Genomic DNA, 14,019 nt, shown 5'->3' with positions numbered 1-14,019 from the left:
CCCTATTCCCCGGCGAGCTTCTTCTGGACGAACTCATCGATCGCGTTGAGCGATACGAGGACGTTCATGAGGATCTCGTCGCCGTCGAGGGCCAGCGAGAACTCGGACTCCAGGAAGCGCATCATCCTGACGTAGCCGAAGGAGTCGATGACCCCGGCCTTGAACAGGTCGGTGTCCGGGGTGGTCTCATCGTCGAACTCGAAGAGGAAGCGCTCCTCCAGGTACGTCCGGATCGTGTCCGTCGTCGATTCCATCGTTCAGGCTCCAGACGTGATTTTGTCGACCATGCGGGTGAGGGAGGTGCCCCCGATCTCGGTGAACTCCACGTCGTCGTCCCGGTCGAGGAGACTTCGTACGCAGTCGGTCCAGCGCACCGGGGCGACGAGCTGTTCGGCCAGCAGCCGGGCGGTCTCCTCCGGCCGGTGCGGCCGGGCGGTGACATTGGAGACGACCGGGGTGCGGGGTGCGGCGAATGCGAAGCCGGTGAGGAATTCCGCGAAGCGCACGCGGGCCGGCTCCATGTAGCGGGAGTGGAACGGCGCGCTCACCCTCAGGCGGGCGACTCGGATCCCGTTCTCCTCCAGGCATTCGACCGCGGCGGCCAGCACGGGGGGAGTGGCCGCGATGACGAGTTGTGACGGGGTGTTCAGGCCGGCGATGTCGACGCCGTCGATCCCGTGGTCGGTGAGGAGCTCCAGCAGCCGTTCCTCGGGGGTGTCCAGGACGGCGGCCATGCCCCCGTCGGAGGCCGCGGCCATGAGCTCGCCGCGCTTGGCGACCAGCCGGAGCCCGGTCTCGAAGTCGAACACCCCGGCGGCCAGCAGGGCGTTGTACTCGCCGAGGCTGTGCCCCAGGTAGACGTCCGCCGGGCGGTCCTCCCGGTGGGTGCGCTCGAAACCGTGCAGGGCGTTGACGACGAAGATCGCCGGCTGGGTGTACTCGGTCCGGCCGAGCAGGCCGTCCGGGTCCTTGGTGCACAGGGTGGCGAGGTCGTACCCCAGCAGGTCGGAGGCGAATCCGACCAGTCCTGGGTAGCGTTCGAGGACCTCGGCGCCCATTCCCTTGTGCTGGCTGCCCTGGCCGGCGAAGAGCATGGCGAACACGGCATTCCTCCGACGGGTGTCGCGGGGATGAGGGGGTGTGGCGAGAAGGGGGCGCGCGCCCGGTCTCACAGACGGCAGGTCGGGACGACCGACCTGAGCACGTTCAGGACCGCGCGGCCGCGCCGGTCGAGGGCGAGGCCGGGGGCGGCGGCCACGCCGAGTGACGCGGTCGGCGCGTCCCCGGCGAGTTCGACCGAGCGGATCCGGCCGCCGTCCAGCGTCGTGGCCCGGTGGGCGCGCTGGTGGACGAGGGCGAACCCGCACCCGGCGGCCACCAGGCCGCGGACGGTCTCCGGCCCGGTGGCGGTGACCACCGGTGGCAGCGGGACGCCGACGTCGGCGAAGAACTTCTCGAAGTGGAGCAGCAGCGGCGGGTCGTCGAGGGCGACGAACGGCCGCTCGGCGAGCTCGGCCAGGCGGACGGGGTCGGCCCGGCCGCACGGGTCCTCGTCCGCGACGAGCGCCCGCATGGGCAGCTCGGCCAGCGGGACGAACCGGGAGCCGCCGCTCAGGAAGTCGTAGGTGACGGCCAGTTCGCACTGCCCGTCCCGGAGCAGGGCCAGCAGCCGGTCGGCCGGTTCCTCCCGGGTGGTCAGCCGCAGGCCCGCGTGGCGTTCCGCGGTGATCCGGTGGGTCTGGGGGAGCAGGAACGGGGCGACCGGGGTGAGGAACCCGACGCCGAGCCGGCCTTCGATGCCGCCGGCCAGCGCGTCCCCCTGCTCCTGGAGGCTCCTGGCCTGTCCCAGCAGCGCGCGGGCGCCGAGGAGCAGGTCCCGCCCGTTCGGGGTGAGGGTGACCCCGCGGGCGTGGTGGCGCAGCAGCAGCTGCACGCCGAGTTGGCGTTCCAGCCGCATGATGGCCGAGGAGACGGTCGATTGCGAGGCTCTGAGCTTCTCGGCCGCTTCCGAGATGTTTCCGAGTTCGGCCGATTCCACGAAATAGCGCAACTGCGTGAGGCTGAAGTCCAGGCGGTCGGTCATTCTTCACGTCCGGAGTGATTTCTCGGTCGGTCGGATCGTGTGGGCGCCGTTCGCGCGCGTTCCGGCCGCTTCAGGTCCGGTGCGCGTTCCGGGGCGATCGTCTGGGCGTACGCGGCGCGGTTCCGGCGCCGGGACAGTGGAACCGTGGCAGGCGGTACCGGTCGTACGTGTGCGATGGCGACATGGCGGGGCTCTTCTCTGGCTTCGGGAGCGAGGAGAACACTGTCGAGCGGGTATCGCGAAACACTGTGTGTCATGCGCGTGTCAAGAAAGTAAAAAGCGCAGGCCGGAGGGTCGTGGCCAGGAGTGTGCAGGAAGGTTCAAGGGTGCACACGGAACGAAGCGCTTCGCTCACCTTAGGCGACAGGTTGACCGTGGAACAAGGTCGCCCTGGGGCCGGGATGTGAGGAACTCGCGGGCGTATCCGGTGGGCCGGATTCCGCGGGCCGGACCGTACGGGGGCGTCCGAGGCCGGACCGTCCGGGACCGTCCGGGGTCGGATCGTCCCGGGGTGTCCCGGGCGGAAACGGCGAGCGGCCCGCCCGGTGTCCTGGAGGACACCGGACGGGCCGCGTACGCACCCGAGCAACCCCTGCGCGTCAGTGCACCAGCACCGGCACGTCGTTCTCGGCCGCCGAGCCCGCGTCCGAGCCCGTCGAGGCACCCGGCCGGCCGGCGTTGATGAAGGTGAAGGCGACCACGCCGGCCGCCACCAGGATCCCGAAGGACACCCAGATCGCGGTCGAGAAGCCGTGCACCATGCCCTGGAACTGCAGCACCTTGGCGGCCTCCGGCGAGGCGGCGGCCGCGGCGGTGGCGTGCGAGGCCAGCCAGCCGGTGGTCGCGCTGGCCGCGATGGTGTTCAGCAGCGCGGTGCCGATGGCGCCGCCGACCTGCTGCGAGGTGTTGACCATCGCCGAGGCCACACCCGCGTCGCGCGGCTGGACGCCGTGCGTGGCGAGGCTCATGGCCGGCATGAACGCGGTGCCCATGCCGAGGCCCATCAGGACCAGGCCCGGCAGGATCAGCGCCGGGTAGGAGGTGTCCAGGCTGATGTGGGTCAGCAGGAACATGCCGGCCGAGGCGACCAGGAAGCCGGGCGCCATCAGGTAGCGGGCCGGGACCCGGGTCATCAGCCGGGCGCCGATCTGGGTCGAGCCGGTGATCATGCCCGCCACCATCGGCAGGAAGGCCACGCCGGTCAGCACCGGGCTGTAGCCGAGCACGATCTGCAGGTAGTAGGTCAGGAAGAGGAACAGACCGAACATGCCGATCACGGCCATGCCCAGCGACAGGTACACCCCGCCGCGGTTGCGGTCGAGCACCACGCGCAGCGGCAGCAGCGGGGCCTTGACCCGGAGCTCCACCAGCACGAAGGCGGCCAGCAGCACGGCGGCCGCGACGAACAGGCCGATGGTGGTGCCGGACGACCAGCCGTCCGACTCGGCGCGGGTGAAGCCGTAGACCAGCGAGACCAGGCCGGTGGTCACCAGCAGAACGCCGGGGACGTCCAGCCGGTTGCGGTTGCGGCCCTCGGCGGGCTCGCGGATCACCATCACGGCGCCGACGGCGGCCACGATGGCGAACGGGATGTTGACGAAGAAGGTCCAGCGCCAGTTCATGTACTCGGTGAGCAGGCCGCCGAGGATCAGACCGATGGCGCCACCGCCACCGGCGATCGCACCGTAGATGCCGAAGGCCTTGGCGCGCTCCTTGGCCTCGGTGAAGGTCACCGCGAGCAGCGACAGCGCGGCCGGCGCGAGCAGCGCGCCGAACACGCCCTGGAGTGCGCGGGCGCCCAGCAGCATCGCGGTGTTGGCCGCGGCGCCGCCGAGCGCGGAGGCCAGGGCGAAGCCGGTCAGGCCGACGATGAAGGTCCGCTTGCGGCCCCAGAGGTCCGCGATCCGGCCGCCGAACAGCAGCAGCCCGCCGAAGGCCAGCGCGTAGGCAGTGATCACCCACTGGCGGTTGCCGTCGGAGATGCCCAGGTCCCGCTGTGCGGACGGCAGGGCGATGTTCACGATGGTCGCGTCGAGGACGACCATCAGCTGGGCGAGGCCGATGAATATCAGCGCCTTCCAGCGCCGGGGATCGGGCAGCGTCGCCGGTCGGGCGGCGTCGGTTCGAGACATGGGGGTACTCACTTCACGGTGCGTGTGGTGTGCGTGAACGGTCGGGTGCCGTGCGGCGGGCACGGCGGGTCGCCGCACCGGGAGGGTGCGGTGGCAGGGCGCGCCGGGGCACGGCGGCGCGCGCCCGGACGGCTGGTACTGGTCGGGCCCCTACTGGCAGGGGGTCGGTACTGGTGGGTCGGTCAGTTCTGGGGCTGGAAGTCCTCGAAGGTCGCGGCCCGGCCGGGCAGCACCGAAGGAGCCGGTGCGCGCAGGCCGTCCAGGAAGATCTGCAGGTGCCGGTGGACGAAGTCGTCGAGCAGTCGGCAGGCGGTGTTCGGCAGTGGCCGGGTCAGCTGGCTCATCGCGATGAACAGGTCACCGTGGTCGACGTCCGACCGCAGCTCGCCCGCGGCCCGGGCGCGCTCCATCAGCCCGCCCACGGCGGCCTGCAGGCGCTCCCGGATCTCGGTCAACTCCGGGTCGTACAGGTCGACATGGTTGCTGAACAGGGTGCACAGACCGCCGACCTTCTCCCCGACGGACGCGTGCGCGAACCGCTGGAGGGCGTCGAACGGCCCGCTGCCGTCAGGGGCGTCCGCCTCCGCCGTCGCCGTCTCGGCGAGGGCCAGGATGCGGTTCTTGACGAGCACCGCCACCTCGCGGATCAGCGCCACCCGGTCCGGGAAGTTCCGGTACAGCGTGGCATTGCCGACCCCCGCCCGCTTCGCGATCTCGTCCAGCGGCGCGTCCGCACCGTACTCGACGAACGCCTCCCGGGCCGCCAGCACGATCCGCTCCCGGTTCCGGCTCGCGTCCGCACGCAACTTCGGCGTACGTGCGCTCCCCGCGGGACGGACCGACTCGGCGGTGGTGGTCACGACGACTGCTCCTCATCAGGATACCGGGGAAAATCTCCCCGCTTCTTCCAACGTACTCGGAAACGGGGAATCCGTCCCCGGAATTTCCCCTCACCATGTGACCTGCGTCACATAACCCCCCTGCTCGCGGATAGGGATGTCACACCCCGGCCCTACGGTCGCGGTATGTGCACGACTCCTGACGCACCGCGCCGATCGCAGATGCGGCCCGAGGAGTTCGAGGAACTCGCGCGCCTGGCTTTCCGGGCGCTCGAGGGTCTCCAGTTGGAGTTCCTCGGCGGGCGACTGGGAGTGAAACCGAGGTCGGGCGGCAACCACGGCTGTGTGATCGAGTGGCTGGTGCGGAGCTGCCTCCAGGCGCGGCCGGAGCTGTGGCTGCACAGCCATGGCCTGAGGATGCGGGGAACCGACGGCGGACGGGTCCATCCCGATGGCACTCTGGCCCCCGCCGAGGCCTTTGTCGGGCAGGGGGAGTGGGTCGATGCGGATCGCGTGCTGATGGTGGTCGAAGTGACCGATGCGGACGTCGACGCCGATCGGCGCGCCCGGGTCGAGAAGCCCCGCGCCTACGCCGAGGCCGGCATCCCCGTCTACCTGCTGATCGACCGGGACTCCGCGGAGATCATCGTCCACAGTCAGCCCGACGGCGTCCGCTACGAGACTGTCCACACCCTGCCGTTCGGCAAGGCCGTCCGCCTCCCCGACCCGGTGGGCATCTCCCTGGACACCGAGCCCCTCAAGAACTGGGTGCGCTGATCCCGGGCATGGCTTCCCCGGGGCGGTGAGGGTGGCGCCCTAGGCTGTGGGCGTCCCGGGCGGCCGGTGGGCCGTGGGAGTCGGGAGGGGCCCGGCGGCCGGGTGGGCGGAGGAGGTTCGCGATGGGCAGCGGTGAGACGGTCGCCCGGGTGCGCTGTGTGGCGGCCGTGCCGTGCTGGGTGAGCCTGATGGCCCCGGACCTGGAGGACGCGAAGACGTTCTACGGCCCGCTGCTCGGCTGGGAGTTCGAGCCCGGGCCGGACCGCTTCGGCCCGTACGTGCACGCGGTGACCGGCGGGGAGGCGGTGGCCGGGCTGGGCGTCGCCGGTGTCGGGGCGGTTCCGCTCGCGTGGACCAGTTACTTCGGGACGGAGAGCGCCGACGCCGCCGCCGACGCGGTGCGGGAGCGCGGCGCGACCCTGGCGGTCGGCCCGCTGGCCTTCGACGCCGGACGGGTGGCCTTCGCGGCGGACCCGGCGGGCGCGGTGTTCGGCATCTGGGAGGGCCCGCTGGGCCGGGCCCGGAAGCTGGACCTGCCCGGGGCGCCGGTCTGGATCGAGCTGCGCACCCCGGACCCGTTCGCGGCGGCGCTGTTCTACGGCGAGGTGTTCCGCTGGGACGGCCGCGACCCGGAGCGCTTCGACGTCCGCTGGGAGCACGACCGGGTGGTGCTGCGCGCCGAGGGGCACAGTGTCGCGGCGCTGGCCAAGGAGCAGGCCGGCGGCCCGGCCGGGATGCCGCCGCACTGGGAGGTGTCCTTTGCCGTCCCGGACACGGACCGGGCGGTGGCCCGGGCCGCGGAGCTGGGCGGCGGGGCGCTCGGGCCGGCCTTCGACTCCCCGTACGGGCGGGTGGCCCGGCTGCGGGACCGCGAGGGCGCCCGGTTCGCGGTGATCAGCCCGAAGCATTGATCCGGCCCGGAGGGACGGGCCGGCGGGAACGCTGATCAGTCCGGGGCGTCCAGTTCGGCCCGCTCCGCCCGCAGCCGGTCGCCCAGCGCGGTGCGGGCGGCCGCGGGCAGGGCCTTGCGGGCGGCCGGGAACAGCTGCTCCTCTTCCCCCCGCAGGTGCCGCCGCAGGGTTTCGGCGAGGCCGCGCAGTAGGGTGTCGAAGGCCGGTTCGGCCGGTCCGAGCCCCTGGAGGTCGGCGAGGTACTGCCCGATCGCCAGGTGGTCGTGGATGCTGCGGAAGACCAGGGCCCCGCCGTCGGGCACGTCGTGCTGGACCACCGGGAAGAGGTGTTCCTCCTCGGCGGCGCAGTGGGTGAAGAGGAGGTCGGTCAGCCGGGCCACCAGCTCGCCGCGTCCGGGGTCGCCGGCCGGTGCGGCCTCGATCCGGTCGAGCAGTTCGGTGACCGCCCGGTGGTCGGCGGTGAACTCGCCGAGGATGTCAGGCCTGCGGCTCATGGCCCGCCCGCCTCTCGCACGGAAGACTTCCCCCGCTGTCTTCCAGTATCCGGCGCCGGGCCGCCCGCCCGGAGGCACGCGCCGCTCACCCTCCGTCGGTCCCGCTCACCCTCCGTCGGTCCCGCTCACCCTCCGTGGGTCCCGGTCACCCCCCGTCCCGCCGCCCGGTGAGGGCGAGCAGCCGGGTCTGCGGGTCGGCGTCCTCGGGCACCGGCAGCGGCGGGTCGAAGAGCCCGCTGCCGGAGAGGTCCCCGTACCCGGCGAACTCGCCGAGCGCGAACCCGACGAGCCCGTCGGGGAGCCGGGTGTGCCGTCCGATGCCCTCGGCGAGGTCCCAGGAGTGGATCACCAGGTCGGTGGTGAGCTGGTCCAGGTAGTACTGCCCCGAGGTGTCCCCGAAGGAGAGGTGGACGGTCAGCTCGGTGGCGCCGGGGACGGCCCAGGCCTCCCGGGCGGCCGCGGCGGCGTCGGTCCAGGCGGTGACGGGGTCGTCGCCGAGCACGTCGCCGTCGAAGCGCTCGCCGACCTCGCCGACGGTGGCGCCCATCAGCAGCTCGGGCACCCAGAGCTGTTCGCCGGTGAGGTGGTTGACGAGGTCGCGGACGGACCAGTCGCTGCACGGGGTGGGGGAGTCCCACTGTTCGGGGGTGATCAGTCGGACGCGCTCGCCGAAGGCGTCCAGCGCCTCGGGGTACGGGGTGCCGGTCCGGGTCTCCCGTCGGTGCTGTCTGTGGTGGGCCATGTCTCCACCCTCTCCGGCCGGGGCGGGGCCCGCGAGTCGCCGACGGCCCGTCAGTTGTTCAAATTCGAACTTCGGGGTACGGTCGGTGAAGCGGCGGTTCAAATTTGAACAATGGCGCCGGGTGACGATCCCTGCCTGCCGCACCACCACAACCCTTGACCGTGTCCGGCCGCGCCGGACGACGACCGAACCCCGATCGATGGAGACGCGCATGCCGAGCAGCAGCCCGAGCACGACCGCCGCCACCACCACCGTCAGCCCGACCCGGGACACCGCCGGGTCCGCGACGACCTCCCCGCACGCCTATGACGCCGGACTCCTGCTCCTGCGCCTGGCCCTCGGCCTGACCATGGCCGCGCACGGCAGCCAGAAGCTGTTCGGCTGGTTCGGCGGCGGCGGGATCGACGGCACCGGTCAGTTCTTCACCATGAGCGGCTACCCGGCCGGCAACGCCATGGCCGTGGTGGCCGGCCTCACCGAGACGCTGGGCGGACTCGCCCTCGCCGTCGGCCTGCTGACCCCGCTGGCGGGCGCCGCGATCGTCGGCACGATGGTCAACGCGATAGCCGTCACCTGGGGCGGCGGCTTCTTCGCCCCGAAGGGCAGCGAGTACGAGCTGCTGCTGACCGCCGGTGCCGCCGCGCTCGCCCTGACCGGCCCCGGCCGCTACGCCGTGGACCGCTTCCTGCCGGTGCTGCGGGCGCACCGCCTGGCGTACGGCGCGGCCGCCGTCGTGGTCGGCCTGGTGACGGCGGGCGTGATCCTGCTGCTCCGCAAGTAGCCGGAATCCGGCGGTAGTCGGTTCCACCGATCCGCGGGCCCGAAGGGCATGGCGACGACGACGTCGCCATGCCCTTCCGCTTTTCCGGATGGGTAGGGCTTGGGTAAAGGCCTTCACAATGATGTGTGATGTGTGCAATATTACATGGCACATCCCCACTGTTTCCACGACGGACCCGCCCCACGGGTCCCGTCGCGGACGGTCCTCGCTCCCCCGTAGGCCGCGCCCCAAATCGCGGCCGATGACGGCCCGGAGGCCCCCACGTGAATGGCCAACGCTTACTGCGAGTCCCGCGGTTGGCACGACTGTTGACGCTCGTCCTGTCCCTGTTCCTGACGGTCGGCCTGTTCGCCCCGCTCAGCCAGGCCGCCCCCGCCGGCCCCACCCCCGGCGGAACCACCCCCGGCGGCACCCCCGCCGGTACGCCCGCCGGCACGGCGCCCGCCCACCTGGCGCCGCCGCCCGCGATCGGCGAGAGCCGCGCCGACACCACCCCGGCGAAGCCGGACGGCCGCAAGCGCCTCAGCCCCGAGGACCTGGTGCCCCAGGCGCCGACGGCCCCGCTCACCGGCCTGCCGACGGCCGGGCAGCCGCAGGCCAAGGCCTTCGGCCTGGACGCGGCCGCCGCCCGGCCCTGCAACGTCGGCGACTTCACCAGCCGGACCGGCAGCGCGCTGGTCCAGCAGATCAAGTCCGTCGACCTCCAGTGCGTCAACTCGCTGTTCAAGATCGGCCGCGGCGACGCCGCCAACGCCTTCCGCGAGTCGCAGATGGTCACCGTGGCGAACGCGGTGCGCGACGCCGCCAACGGCTACCAGGGCAACGACAGCGGCTCGATCGCGGAGCTGATGCTCTACCTGCAGGCCGGCTACTTCACGCAGTTCTACAACCCCGACGTGGTGGGCCCCTACGGCAGCGGCCTGAAGGACGCCTCCCGCGCCGCGCTGGACGCGTTCTTCGCCAACCCCCGCTCGCGGGACGTCACCGCGGACAACGCGAGCCCGCTGGCCCGCGCGGCCACGCTGATCGACAGCATCAAGGACAGCGCCCGCTACCTGCCCGTCGTCAAGCGCCTGCTGTCCGACTACGACAGCGCCACCTGGAACCCGAACGGCATGGTCTACGCGGTGACCCCGGCGCTCACCGCGCTGTTCGCCGGCCACTGGGAGGCCGACTTCCTCCCCGCCGTCAAGGCCGACCCGAGCGTGCTGGACGCCCTGTTCACCTTCATCTCCCGCAACCAGGGCCTGCACGGCGGCACCTACGGGCGGACGGTCTACGAGGCGACCAACGAGCTGACCCGCTTCATGCAGTACCCGGACCTGCTGCCCCGGCTGCGCCCCTACGCGCGGGCCCTGGCCCAGCAGTCCGCCCCGACCGGCCCCACGATGTACCAGCGCGGCTCGGTGACGCTCGCGGTGAACTGGTGGGACAAGGGCAACTGCTCGTACTACGGCACCTGTGACGACCCGGCGAAGTTCAAGGCCGCCAACCTGACGGTGAAGCACAGCTGCAGCCCGAGCATCGTCATCCTGGCCCAGGCGCTGGACGCCGCCCAGCTGAACACCGCCTGCACCAGCCTGAACGGCCAGGACGCGTTCTTCCACGCGGTGGCCAAGGACAACGGCCCGGTCAAGGACGACAACAACAAGACGATCGAGGTCGTGGCCTTCCACTCCTCGCTCGACTACCAGGTGCTCGCCGCGGTCATCTACGACATCAACACCAACAACGGCGGCATGTACCTGGAGGGCGACCCGGCGGCGGTCGGCAACCAGCCGCGCTTCCTCTGCTACGAGGCCGAGTGGGCCCGCCCGTCCTTCGAGATCTGGAACCTCAACCACGAGTACACCCACTACCTCGACGGCCGGTTCAACGTGTACGGCGACTACGACGCCGGCCAGGTCCAGCCGATCGACTGGTGGGTCGAGGGCTTCGCGGAGTACGTCTCCTACTCGTACCGCAAGGTCGTCAACGACGGTGCCATCGCGGTCGCTTCGCAGCACGCCTACCGGCTGAGCGAGCTGTTCGACACCGTCTACGCCACCAGCAGCCAGGACCGGGTCTACCGCTGGGGCTACCTGGCCGTGCGCTACATGCTGGAGCAGCACCGCTCCGACCTGGACGCGGTCCTCGCCAAGTACCGCACCGGTGACTGGAACGGCGCCCGCGCCATCCTGAAGACCACCATCGGCACCCGCTACGACGCCGACTTCGACAGCTGGCTGACCAAGTGCGCCGCCGGCGCCTGCGCCACCGACACGCCGGGCCAGCCGCAGCTGCCGGAGTGCGCGGGCACCGACGTCCGGCTGCTTTCGGCCAACTGCGTGCGCGGCAACGTCGCGGCGACCACCGGCAACTACGCGCACTTCTACCTCCTGGTGCCGGCCGGCACCAAGCAGATCAAGGTCACCAGCAAGGGCGGCACCGGCAACGGCGACCTCTACTACAACCCGACGAGCTGGGCCTACACCAACGCGTACGTCACGCGCTCGGCGGGTCCGGACAACGCGGAGACGCTGACCGTCACCAACCCGCCGGTCGGTGGCTACGTCTTCTTCAGCCTCTACGCCCAGCAGGGCTTCAGTGGGGTGAGTGTCACGAGCGAGATGTGAGCCGACCCCGGCTGACCCCAGACAGGTGACCGCCCCGGGCGGAGCGCTACGGCGCCCCGTCCGGGGCAGGTCTGTTGACGGACCGTCACCACGATCCCTCCGTGAATTCCCCGCAAACTGCGCACAACGCCCCGGGTTCCCAAGGCCATGTGAGATGTGCCATGGTACATGTCACACCCCCCACCGTGCCCGACGGAACCGCTCCCCACGCGGCGCCGTCACCAGCGGTCCTCGACACCCCCCACCGGCCGCGCCCCAAATCGCGGCCGACGACGGCCCGGAGGCCCCCACGTGAGTCCTTCACGTCTGCTGCGACTCCCGCAGCTGGCACGATTGCTGACGCTCGTCCTGTCCCTGTTCCTGGCGGTCGGCCTGTTCGCCCCGCAGTCCCAGGCCGCCCCCGCCACCCCCGCCCCCGGCGGCTCGCCCGCGCCCGTCCCCACCGGGCCGGCCCCGCAGCCCGCCACCGGCGCAGCCGAACGAGCCGACAGCGGGCAGCAGTTGGCCTCGGTCGACCAGCGCGCCCCGCTCTCGGTCGACACCCGGCCGGCCGAGGTCCGGCCGACCGCCAAGGCCCTCAGCCTCGGCGCGGCGGCCGAACAGGCCTGTACCGTCGGCGACTTCAGCGGCCGGACCGGCAGCGACCTGGTCCAGCACATCAAGAGCGCGGACATCAACTGCATCAACAGCCTGTTCCAGCTCACCGGCGGCGACGCGCGCGGCGCGTTCCGCGAGGAGCAGATGAACACGGTGGCCTACGCGCTGCGCGACGCTTCGGCCAACTACCCCGGTGACAACAGCACTTCGGTCGAGCAGCTGGTGCTCTACCTGCGCGCCGGCTACTTCGTGCAGTGGTACCACAAGGAGGACGTCGGCGAGTACGGCGCCGGCCTCAAGACCGCGATCCAGTCCGGGCTGGACGCCTTCTTCAACAGCGCCCACTCGCGCGACGTCGCCTCGGGCAACGCGCCCATCCTGGGCGAGGCCGTCACCCTGATCGACAGCGCGCAGGAGAACGTCCGCTTCCTGCCGGTGGTCAAGCGGCTGCTCGGCGACTACAAGGCCGACACCTGGAACCCGGCCGGCATGGCCTGGGCGGTCAACCCGGTGTTCACCGTGCTGTTCCGCGGCCACCAGGTGCCCGGCTTCGACGCGGCCGTCGAGGCGGACCCGAGCGTGCTGGACGCGCTGTCCGACTTCGCGACCCGCAACAACGCCCTGCTCGGCGACAGCTTCGGCGTGCTGGTCTACAACGCGACCAAGGAGCTGACCCGCTTCCTGAAGGACACCGCCCTCCAGGCCAAGGTCCGTCCGCTGGCCAAGACGCTGGTCGAGAAGTCGGAGCCGAAGGGCCGCACCGTCTACCAGTGGGCCGCGGTCGCGGAGGCGGTCGACTACTACGACCAGGGCAACTGCTCCTTCTACGGCACCTGTGACAAGTCCGCCCAGCTCAAGGCCGGCGTGCTGACCGTGAAGCACACCTGCAGCCCGAGCATCACGCTGCTCGCCCAGGCGCTGGACGCCACCCAGCTGAACACCGCCTGCACCAGCCTCAACGGCCAGGACGAGTACTTCCACTCGGTGGCCAAGGACAGCGGCCCGGTCAAGGACGACAACAACAAGACGATCGAGGTCGTGGCCTTCCACTCCTCGCTCGACTACCAGGTGCTCGCCGCCGCGATCTACGGCATCGACACCAACAACGGCGGCATGTACCTGGAGGGCGACCCGACCAAGGCCGACAACCAGCCGCGCTTCCTCTGCTACGAGGCCGAGTGGGCCCGTCCGTCCTTCGAGATCTGGAACCTCAACCACGAGTACACCCACTACCTCGACGGCCGGTTCGACATGTACGGCGACTTCGAGGCCGGCATGAAGACCCCGACCGTCTGGTGGGTCGAGGGCTTCGCGGAGTACGTCTCCTACTCGTACCGCAAGGTGAACAACGACGGCGCCATCGCGGCGGCCGCCCGCCACACCTACAAGCTGAGCGACCTCTTCGACACCGGCTACGGCGACCAGGACCGGGTCTACCGCTGGGGCTACCTGGCCGTCCGCTACATGCTGGAGCAGCACCGCTCCGACCTGGACGCGGTCCTCGCCAAGTACCGCACCGGTGACTGGGACGGTGCCCGCACCATCCTGAAGACCACCATCGGCACCCGCTACGACGCCGACTTCGACAGCTGGCTGACCAAGTGCGCGTCCGGCGGCTGCGCCACCGACGGCAGCGGCAACCCGCCCACCACGCCGGGCACCCCGCTGCCCGAGTGCACCGGCACCGACACCCGGCTGCTGGCGGCCAACTGCACCCGCAGCAACGTCGCGGCCACCACGGGCAACTACGCGCACTTCTACCTCCTGGTGCCGGCCGGCACCAAGCAGGTGAAGATCACCACCAGCGGCGGCACCGGCAACGGCGACCTCTACTACAACCCGACGAGCTGGGCCTACACCGACACGAACACCGCGCGGTCGACCGGCCCGGACAACTCCGAGACGCTGACCGTCACGGACCCGCCGGCCGGCGGCTACATCTTCTTCAGCCTCTACGCCCAGCAGGGCTTCAGCGGGGTGAGCGTCACGAGCGAAATGTGAGCCGAGTACGGCGAACGGACAGGTGACCGCCCCGGGCGGAGCGCTAC

12 protein-coding genes are annotated in these 14,019 nt (G+C 71.3%); 5 read left to right on the top strand and 7 right to left on the bottom strand.

What is annotated here, in order from left to right; translation table 11 throughout:
* Positions 1-2: 2 nt before the first annotated feature.
* The 5 genes from ACLWS4_RS21695 to ACLWS4_RS21675 form a co-directional block, all read right to left on the bottom strand.
* The gene (locus ACLWS4_RS21695; protein WP_049651481.1) at positions 3-254 is read right to left on the bottom strand and encodes an acyl carrier protein; all 252 of its coding nucleotides are present in this window, start codon (positions 252-254) and stop codon (positions 3-5) included.
* A gap of 3 nt (positions 255-257) precedes the next feature.
* Positions 258-1,094: an ACP S-malonyltransferase gene (locus ACLWS4_RS21690; RefSeq protein WP_416875018.1), complete on the bottom strand. Its 837-nt coding sequence runs from the start codon at positions 1,092-1,094 to the stop codon at positions 258-260.
* A gap of 74 nt (positions 1,095-1,168) precedes the next feature.
* A complete protein-coding gene (locus ACLWS4_RS21685) occupies positions 1,169-2,083 on the bottom strand; it encodes a LysR family transcriptional regulator (RefSeq protein WP_416874947.1) in 915 nt (304 codons plus the stop codon).
* A gap of 599 nt (positions 2,084-2,682) precedes the next feature.
* A complete protein-coding gene (locus ACLWS4_RS21680) occupies positions 2,683-4,215 on the bottom strand; it encodes an MFS transporter (RefSeq protein ID WP_049651484.1) in 1,533 nt (510 codons plus the stop codon).
* A gap of 182 nt (positions 4,216-4,397) precedes the next feature.
* Positions 4,398-5,075, bottom strand: coding sequence for a TetR/AcrR family transcriptional regulator (locus ACLWS4_RS21675; protein WP_049651485.1), 678 nt, complete (start codon positions 5,073-5,075; stop codon positions 4,398-4,400).
* A gap of 165 nt (positions 5,076-5,240) precedes the next feature.
* Between ACLWS4_RS21675 and ACLWS4_RS21670 the strand changes: the two genes are divergently transcribed.
* Positions 5,241-5,831, top strand: coding sequence for a Uma2 family endonuclease (locus ACLWS4_RS21670; RefSeq protein ID WP_416874946.1), 591 nt, complete (start codon positions 5,241-5,243; stop codon positions 5,829-5,831).
* Positions 5,832-5,953: 122 nt separating this feature from the next.
* Positions 5,954-6,742 (top strand): VOC family protein, encoded by a 789-nt coding sequence (locus ACLWS4_RS21665; protein WP_049651487.1) that lies wholly within the window; start codon positions 5,954-5,956, stop codon positions 6,740-6,742.
* 35 nt (positions 6,743-6,777) lie between these two features.
* On the opposite strand, the gene ACLWS4_RS21660 is transcribed toward ACLWS4_RS21665, so the two are convergent.
* Together ACLWS4_RS21660 and ACLWS4_RS21655 are read right to left on the bottom strand one after the other, a co-directional pair.
* Positions 6,778-7,236: a hemerythrin domain-containing protein gene (locus tag ACLWS4_RS21660; RefSeq protein ID WP_074002297.1), complete on the bottom strand. Its 459-nt coding sequence runs from the start codon at positions 7,234-7,236 to the stop codon at positions 6,778-6,780.
* 145 nt (positions 7,237-7,381) lie between these two features.
* Positions 7,382-7,978, bottom strand: coding sequence for a TIGR03086 family metal-binding protein (locus ACLWS4_RS21655; RefSeq protein ID WP_387966354.1), 597 nt, complete (start codon positions 7,976-7,978; stop codon positions 7,382-7,384).
* Between the two features lie 211 nt (positions 7,979-8,189).
* Between ACLWS4_RS21655 and ACLWS4_RS21650 the strand changes: the two genes are divergently transcribed.
* From ACLWS4_RS21650 to ACLWS4_RS21640, 3 genes are all read left to right on the top strand, one after another.
* On the top strand, positions 8,190-8,759 hold the full coding sequence (locus tag ACLWS4_RS21650; RefSeq protein ID WP_049651490.1) for a DoxX family protein: 570 nt from the start codon (positions 8,190-8,192) through the stop codon (positions 8,757-8,759).
* A gap of 296 nt (positions 8,760-9,055) precedes the next feature.
* Entirely contained in the window at positions 9,056-11,374 is a 2,319-nt protein-coding gene (locus tag ACLWS4_RS21645; RefSeq protein ID WP_416874945.1) for a M9 family metallopeptidase, read from the top strand.
* 291 nt (positions 11,375-11,665) lie between these two features.
* Complete coding sequence (locus ACLWS4_RS21640; RefSeq protein WP_241852860.1) at positions 11,666-13,972, top strand: M9 family metallopeptidase; 2,307 nt, start codon at positions 11,666-11,668, stop codon at positions 13,970-13,972.
* The last annotated feature ends 47 nt before the right edge of the window (positions 13,973-14,019 follow it).

It is taken from the genome of Kitasatospora sp. SC0581 (genome assembly GCF_048159585.1).
Lineage (GTDB): Bacteria > Actinomycetota > Actinomycetes > Streptomycetales > Streptomycetaceae > Kitasatospora.
This window is presented reverse-complemented; position numbering and strand designations above follow the sequence as displayed.